The organism is Streptomyces sp. NPDC052773 (assembly GCF_044547145.1).
In the GTDB taxonomy this organism is placed as follows: domain Bacteria; phylum Actinomycetota; class Actinomycetes; order Streptomycetales; family Streptomycetaceae; genus Streptomyces.
In genome coordinates, this window is sequence record NZ_JBITZX010000024.1 from 62,620 (window position 1) to 69,941 (window position 7,322).

8 protein-coding genes are annotated in these 7,322 nt (G+C 71.0%); 6 read left to right on the plus strand and 2 right to left on the minus strand.

Translation table 11 applies throughout. The features are described from left to right. Positions 1–20 precede the first annotated feature (20 nt). From dnaJ to ACIG0D_RS34200, 4 genes are all read left to right on the plus strand, one after another. The gene (dnaJ, locus tag ACIG0D_RS34185) at positions 21–1,187 is read left to right on the plus strand and encodes a molecular chaperone DnaJ (RefSeq protein WP_399809001.1); all 1,167 of its coding nucleotides are present in this window, start codon (positions 21–23) and stop codon (positions 1,185–1,187) included. Between the two features lie 5 nt (positions 1,188–1,192). Continuing rightward, positions 1,193–1,663, plus strand: a complete 471-nt coding sequence (locus ACIG0D_RS34190) for a heat shock protein transcriptional repressor HspR (protein ID WP_365762744.1) — start codon at positions 1,193–1,195, stop codon at positions 1,661–1,663. A 336-nt stretch (positions 1,664–1,999) separates the two neighbouring features. Continuing rightward, positions 2,000–3,109: a substrate-binding domain-containing protein gene (locus ACIG0D_RS34195; RefSeq protein ID WP_399809004.1), complete on the plus strand. Its 1,110-nt coding sequence runs from the start codon at positions 2,000–2,002 to the stop codon at positions 3,107–3,109. A 308-nt stretch (positions 3,110–3,417) separates the two neighbouring features. Then, positions 3,418–4,455 carry a LuxR C-terminal-related transcriptional regulator gene (locus ACIG0D_RS34200; protein ID WP_399809007.1) on the plus strand — a complete coding sequence of 346 codons (1,038 nt, stop codon included), beginning with the start codon at positions 3,418–3,420 and terminating at the stop codon, positions 4,453–4,455. Positions 4,456–4,491: 36 nt separating this feature from the next. Here the strand turns inward: ACIG0D_RS34200 and ACIG0D_RS34205 are convergent, their stop codons facing one another. Both ACIG0D_RS34205 and ACIG0D_RS34210 read right to left on the minus strand, forming a co-directional pair. Then, positions 4,492–5,466 (minus strand): helix-turn-helix transcriptional regulator, encoded by a 975-nt coding sequence (locus ACIG0D_RS34205; protein ID WP_399809010.1) that lies wholly within the window; start codon positions 5,464–5,466, stop codon positions 4,492–4,494. A 45-nt stretch (positions 5,467–5,511) separates the two neighbouring features. Then, a complete protein-coding gene (locus ACIG0D_RS34210) occupies positions 5,512–6,495 on the minus strand; it encodes a helix-turn-helix transcriptional regulator (protein WP_365762727.1) in 984 nt (327 codons plus the stop codon). A gap of 154 nt (positions 6,496–6,649) precedes the next feature. Here ACIG0D_RS34210 and ACIG0D_RS34215 point away from each other — a divergent pair, with 154 nt between their 5' ends. Next, the gene (locus tag ACIG0D_RS34215; RefSeq protein ID WP_365762729.1) at positions 6,650–6,865 is read left to right on the plus strand and encodes a hypothetical protein; all 216 of its coding nucleotides are present in this window, start codon (positions 6,650–6,652) and stop codon (positions 6,863–6,865) included. Next, positions 6,862–7,197: a hypothetical protein gene (locus ACIG0D_RS34220; protein ID WP_043502721.1), complete on the plus strand. Its 336-nt coding sequence runs from the start codon at positions 6,862–6,864 to the stop codon at positions 7,195–7,197. The genes ACIG0D_RS34215 and ACIG0D_RS34220 overlap by 4 nt, the downstream gene beginning before the upstream one ends. The last annotated feature ends 125 nt before the right edge of the window (positions 7,198–7,322 follow it).

The following is a 7,322-nucleotide window of genomic DNA, read 5'->3' on the forward strand; positions in this document are numbered from 1 at the left end:
GGAGAGGAGGGACGTCGGGGATGAGCACCAAGGACTTCATCGAGAAGGACTACTACAAGGTCCTCGGCGTCCCCAAGGACGCCACCGAGGCCGAGATCAAGAAGGCGTACCGGAAGCTCGCCCGCGAGTTCCACCCGGACGCCAACAAGGGCAACGCCAAGGCCGAGGAGCGCTTCAAGGAGATCTCCGAGGCGAACGACGTCCTCGGCGACCCGAAGAAGCGCAAGGAGTACGACGAGGCGCGCGCGCTCTTCGGCAACGGCGGCTTCCGGCCCGGTCCCGGCGCCGGCGGCGCCACGTTCAACTTCGACCTGGGCGACCTCTTCGGCGGCGCCCAGGGCGGGGGCGGCTTCGGCGGCGGACTCGGTGACGTCTTCGGGGGCCTGTTCAACCGGGGCGGGGCCGGGACGACCCGCACCCAGCCCCGGCGTGGCCAGGACATCGAGTCCGAGGTCACCCTGAGCTTCACCGAGGCGATCGAGGGCGCCACGGTCCCGCTGCGGATGTCGTCGCAGGCGCCGTGCAAGGCCTGCTCCGGCACCGGCGACAAGAACGGCACACCGCGCGTGTGCCCGACCTGCGTCGGCACCGGGCAGGTGGCGCGCGGCTCCGGCGGCGGCTTCTCCCTCACCGACCCCTGCCCCGACTGCAAGGGGCGCGGCCTGATCGCGGAGCACCCCTGCGAGATCTGCAAGGGCAGCGGCCGGGCCAAGTCGTCCCGCACCATGCAGGTGCGCATCCCCGCCGGCGTGTCCGACGGGCAGCGCATCCGGCTGCGCGGCAAGGGCGCGCCGGGCGAGCGCGGCGGCCCGGCGGGCGATCTGTACGTGGTGGTCCACGTCAAGGAGCACCCCGTGTTCGGCCGCAAGGGCGACAACCTCACCGTCACCGTCCCCGTGACCTTCGTGGAGGCGGCGCTCGGCGGCGAGGTCCGGGTCCCGACCCTCGGCGGCCCGGCCGTCACCCTGAAGCTGCCCCCCGGCACGCCGAACGGCCGTACGATGCGGGCCCGGGGCAAGGGGGCGGTCCGTAAGGACGGCACTCGCGGTGACCTGCTGGTCACCGTGGAGGTGAGTGTTCCGAAGGACCTGTCGGGGAAGGCTCGTGACGCGCTTGAGGCGTATCGCGAGGCGACCGCGGGCGAGGACCCGCGGGCGGAGCTGTTCCAGGCCGCGAAGGGAGCATGAGTCAGATGGATGGCCGTCGTCCCCGCCAGCGCGGGGGTTTTTCCCCGTATGAACTGACCGAGGACACCCCGGTCTACGTCATCTCGGTGGCGGCCCAGCTGTCCGGCCTGCACCCGCAGACCCTGCGCCAGTACGACCGCCTGGGCCTGGTCTCCCCGGACCGCACCGCCGGCCGGGGCCGCCGTTACTCGGCCCGCGACATCGAACTGCTCCGCCAGGTGCAGCAGTTGTCGCAGGACGAGGGCATCAACCTGGCCGGCATCAAGCGGATCATCGAACTGGAGAACCAGGTCGCGGCGCTGCAGTCCCGGGTCGCGGAGCTGGAGGCCGCCCTCGACGGCGCGGCGGCGGCCATGCGCCAGCGCGAGGCCGCGGTACACGCCTCCTACCGCCGCGACCTGGTGCCGTACCAGGAGGTGCAGCAGTCGAGCGCGCTGGTGGTGTGGCGGCCGAAGCGGCAGCAGCAGTCGGACTGACGACGCGGCACGCGCGTGGAGGGCCCGGAGGTTCGGCCGAATCTCCGGGCCCTTCGTCGTCCCACCCGGCCGCGGTGGCGGAAGCGCGAATGGCTGGGTTTGTTCGGTCGTCTGGTCGAAAACGGGCCGGACTGTGCGGCTGTCGTAAGGATCACGACTCCCGTAGGGCCGGATTGGTTGTACGAGGCGAAGCGGAATGTGGTGTTGTCATCTCGTTAAGTAGTTTTGCTTGACGCTGGGGGCCGCTGACGCGTTGGCTTTTCAGTCACATGGGTCGCAAGGGTGCGCCCCCGTCCGGAAGACACCCCCGGAAGACACCTAGAAGTGAGCTCCTCCATGCGTCGTCGTATCGCCATGTCCGTGGCCGCGTGTTCGTTGGCCCTGTCGCTCGCCGGCTGCGGTGTGCTGAGCGCGACAAGTGACGGAGGCGACGCGACGCCGACCAAGGGCGACGACATCACGGTCGGTCTGCTGCTCCCGGAGAAGGCGAACACCCGTTACGAGAAGTTCGACTACCCCATCATCCGGGAGAAGGTCGCGTCCCTCACCGACAACCGCGGCAAGGTCGAGTACGCCAACGCCGAGCAGAACGCCGCCAAGCAGGCCCAGCAGCTGCAGCAGATGATCGACGACAAGGTCGACGTCATCCTGCTGGACGCGGTCGACTCGCACGCCATCGCCGCCAGCGTGACGAAGGCCAAGGAAGCGGGTATTCCGGTCATCGCGTACGACCGGCTGGCCGAGGGCCCGATCGACGCGTACATCTCCTTCGACAACGAGCTGGTCGGCGAGGTGCAGGGCCGCACCCTGCTGGAGGCGATGGGCCCGGACGTCGACACGTCCGACAAGATCGTGATGATGAACGGCTCGCCCACCGACCCGAACGCGAAGCAGTTCAAGCAGGGCGCGCTGGCCGAGCTGAACGGCCGGGTGACGATCGCGTCGTCCTTCGACACCAAGGACTGGAAGCCGGAGAACGCCCAGGCCAACATGGCCGAGGCGATCAAGGTGATCGGCGCGGGAAACATCGCCGGTGTCTACTCCGCCAACGACGGCATGGCGGCCGGCGTCATCAAGGCGCTGGAGGCCGCCGGGGTGACCAAGCTGCCGCCCGTCACCGGGCAGGACGCCGAACTGGCGGCGGTGCAGCGGATCGTCAGCGGCGAGCAGTACATGAGCGTCTACAAGTCCTACCCGGCCGAGGCCGAGGCCGCCGCCGAGATGGCCGTCGCCAAGGTGCAGGGCAAGGACATCCAGTTCGACGCGCTGACCCGGGACCGGGTCGACAGCCCCACCCACAAGGACATCCCGGCGCAGCTGGTGTCCGTGGTCGCCCTGACCCGGCAGAACATCAAGCAGACCGTCGTGTCCGACGGTATTTACAAGATCTCCGAGATCTGCGTCGGGCCGTACAAGGCGGCCTGCGCGGAGCTGGGTCTGAAGTAGCCGCGGTCCGCCGCGCGGCGCCCGCGCGCCCAGGGGAGTTCACGCCGTTCACTCCGTACGGCCGTGAACTCCCCTTTGTCGTACGCCCGTCCGGGAGCGCTCTCAGGGGGCGCGCGGGAGGGGACGCGCGCCGTGGGCAACGAGCCGTCGCCATCTGTTGTCGGAATGTGACGGACCGGGGTGGGTGCGAACCCGTGCATACCGGTGGTTTCCGGCGGTCACAGTGGCGGGAGGCGTGTTGCGGAGCAGGTTCGCTCCGCGCATAGTTGCGCTGCGGAAGGACGTGGAAACCGGGGGTGGGATGGGCGATGGCCGGGCACGGGACGGACGAGCATCCACACGGTGCTGACCGACTGTGCGAGGCCGGGGATCGGGTGTATTCCCGGGCCGTACGGCGCGGACGCGTGCCCCGCCGCGACGCCGAGGCGGTGCCCTGCCTGCTGGAGCTGGCGCTGCTGCACCCCGATCCCGACGACATGGACTGGCTCGTGCCGACCTCCCCGCAGGAGGTCATGACCCGGCTGCTGCGCGGCGTCTACGACGAGATCAGCGCCAGCCAGCGGCGGGTGGGCTCGGCGGTGGCCGCGGTGGAGTGGTACGCGGGCCTGGGCGGCCGTACGACGGCCTCCGCGTACGGCGGTGAGGGTACGGCCGCGATCCGGGTCCTGGACGGTCCTGCGCGCATCCAGGCGGCCCTGGACGAGGCGACGGCGGCGTGCACGACCGAGGTGCTCACCGTGCAGCCGGGCGGCATCCGGCGCGAGCACGAGCTGTCCGAGGGCCTGCACCGGGCGCTGGCCCTGCGCGGGCGGGGCGTACGGATGCGGGATCTCTACAACCATGTCGCCCGGCACGGGCAGGGGTTGCTCAACTACCTGGAGCTGATGGGCGACGCGGTCGAGGCGCGCACCCTCGACGAGGTCATCGAGCGGCTGATCCTCTTCGACCGCACGGTCGCCTTCATCCCGGCCAACGCCGACCGCACGATGGCCCTGGAACTGCGCCACCCCGGCCTGGTGGCCTACCTGGTGACCGTCTTCGAACGCCTGTGGCGCCTCGCCATCCCGCTCACCGCCGCCCTCCCCGACACCGGCATCGAGGGCATCTCGCACCGCGAGCAGTCCATCGCGGCGCTGCTCGCCGAGGGGCACCAGGACGCGGTGATCGCCGAACGCCTCGGCATCAGCGTCCGCACCTGCCGCGCCCATATCGCCCGCCTCTGCGAGACCCTGGGCGCGGCCAGCCGCACCCAGCTCGGCGTCCGCATAGCCCAGGCCGGCCTGGACGGCCCGCCACGCCCGGCCGGCCTCACGGTGCCTGGGAGGCGGACTCCGGGGGTCCGGTGAGGGCGCCTGGCCGGCGCCCGCGAGCGTCCGCGCGGGTCACTGTTCCGGGCCCAGGATGCCCGAGCGGCCGATGAGGTAGCCGAGCTGGGCCCGGCTCTCGCTGCCGAGGTGGGCGGCCAGTTTGGCGATGTGCTCGCGGGCGGTGCGGATGTTCATGCCGAGGCGTTCGGCGATGACCGCGTCGGTGTGGCCCTCGATGAGCAGGCCCGCGATGGCCCGCTGGCGGGGCGTGATGCCGCCGCGCACGGGCTGCGGGGCGGCCTGGGGGTGCATGGGGGTGGCCAGGCGCCACAGGCGGTCGAAGACCGTCACCAGGTACTCGACGAGGGCCGGGTTGCGGACCTCGAGGGCGTGGCTGCGGTCCTTGCTGGCGGGTACGAAGGCGACCGCGCGGTCCACGACGATCAGCCGCTCGGGGAGTTCGTCGAGGGTGCGCACCTCCAGGTCTCCGGTCAGCTGCTCGCAGTACGCGAGGACGGCGGGGTCGTGGCGGCTGGTGTGCTGGTACAGGGTGCGCATCCGGCAGCCGCGGGAGAGCAGCGCCTGGTCGCGCGGGAGCGCCACCTCCAGCGCGGAGGCGGGGCGTTTGCCGCCGGGCTGGATGGTGAGCAGCTCGCCGACGGCCGTCGTCATGGCCTCGCCGATCGCCCCGTTGATCCGCTCGACCCCGCCGAGCAGCCGGATGCCGAACGCGGTGGTCGACGCGCCGTCCGGGGTGTCGAGCAGCAGCAGCGGCGCGAACGCCTCGGCGAGCCACGCCTCGTGGCGCCGACGCCGGGCGATGTCGTCCTCGACGGCGCACAGCAGCCGCGGCAGGGCCACCGACGGCGCCGCGGGCCGCAGCCACGCCCCGTCCCGCGGATCCGGCTGGAGCAGCCCCCGCTCGACCACGCACGGTGCCTGTTCGGCCTCCGCCGCGGGAACCCGGCCGGCCTGCAGTGCCCGGGCGTACAGGGCGAGGCCTGCCTCGCACACCTCCTCCGCCTCGTGACGGTGCGTCGCGGTCCTCACCCGGGTGGGCTCCCTTCCGGTACGACAGGCCCTCTACGACAGGCCCTAGCGGTCCCGGTCAAGGATCCCCGACTGGGCGATGAGATAGCCGAGTTGGGCCCGGCTGCCGCTGCCGAGGGCGGCGGCGAGTTTGGCGATGTGGGCGCGGCAGGTGCGGACGTTCATGCCGAGGCGGCGGGCGATGGCCTCGTCGACATGGCCTTCGATGAGCAGTTTGGCGATGGAGCGCTGGACCCCGGTGATGCCCTCCGGCGTGGACTCGTACGGTACTTCCTCCATCAGCGGCACGGCCCGCTGCCACAGTTGCTCGAAGACCTTGATGAGGTACTGGACCAGTCCGGGATGGCGCAGTTCGAGGGCGACCTGGCGGTCGTCCTGGGCGGGGATGAAGGCGACCGTGGCGTCGCAGATGATGAGCCGTTCGATCAGCTCCTCCAGCGTGCGGATCTCGACCTTCGCGCCGGCCATCTTGTCCATGTACGCGAAGGTGGACTGACTGTGCCGCACGGTGTGCTGGTAGAGGGTGCGCACCGAAATCCCGCGCTCGATCAGCGGCTTGCTGCGCTTGAGCGCCTGGCTCAGGATGTGTTCCGGCCTGCTGCCGCCGGGCTGTACCGTCAGCACCTCACTGCGGGCCTCGGCTATCGCCACGTCCAGCGCGGCATGGATCCGGTCGATGCCCTCCAGGACGGTGATGGCGTGGGTGGCCGCCGGCTGCTGGGCACTGATGGCGAGGAAGGGCTGGAAGGTGTCCGTGAGGTCGACGGTGAGCCGCCGCCGGTCCTGTATCTCGCGTTCCAGCGGCTGGAGTTGCTGTGCCAGCACGATGGACGGGGGGACCGGACGCAGCCAGTTCGCGTCATCGGGGTCGGGGTGGAGCAGGGCGAACTCAAGCAGGCAGGGAGCGGGCTTGACCTCGTCGCGGGCTATTCGCCCGGAGCTGAGGGCCGCGGCGTACAACCGCGATCCATCGGCGCACAGCTCAGTGATGCCGTGAGGATGTGTCGGGTTTGTGCTCTTCGGTGACAAATCTCCACCCCCCAGGGTCCTGAACGTGCAGGAACATGATGCATCTCCCCGGTGGCATTGACGTGCCTGAATGAGCCATCGTCTTGTTTCGCGGGGGAGAGGAAGCCATCAAGTGAGGACGAAGCCGACCATGAATAAGAGAATGCTTCGCTCGGTGCTTGCTACTGCCGTCGTTGCTCTGGCGCTGGCCTTCGGTGCGGCCGGTCCTCTCGACGTCGGCTGGCGGACCCCTGCCCAGGTGGAGAGCACGGCGGTGGTGGCCGGGGACGTCGGCTGGTCCGTCGAGGCAGCGCCCGGCGACGTCGGCTGGAGCGTGGTGGCCGGCGGCGAGGACGTCGGCTGGTCGGAGCCGGCGGGCGCGGACGCATGACCACCCCACCCGACGACCGGTCCTTCCGGCGTGAAATGGCCACCGCGTACCGTTCCGGCTGGCACTTCATCGACCTGGCCACCGCCATCCCCCACAACGGTGACTCGCTCATGGTGACCGTGTTCGGTGAGCCGGTCGTCGTCACCCGGGACGAGGACGGGGACGTACGGGCGTACCGGTGCCTGCGCCGGCCCCGCGGTGCGCCGCAGCCCGTGCGGTGCGCCATCCGGTACGGAATGATCTTTGTGAACCTCGACCAGCGCGACCACCGGTTGGCGGAGCCGGAGACCCCGGACCCCATGACCATCTCGGCCACCCCCCGCAGTGCCTGACGCGATTCCCCCGTCGTAAAAGATCGCTCAGGTGCTTCCCCCCGCAGCGGGGGGGGGGGGGGGGGGGGGGCGGGGCGGCGGGGGGGGCGCGGGGGGGGGGGCGCGCGGGGCGGGGGGGGGGGGCG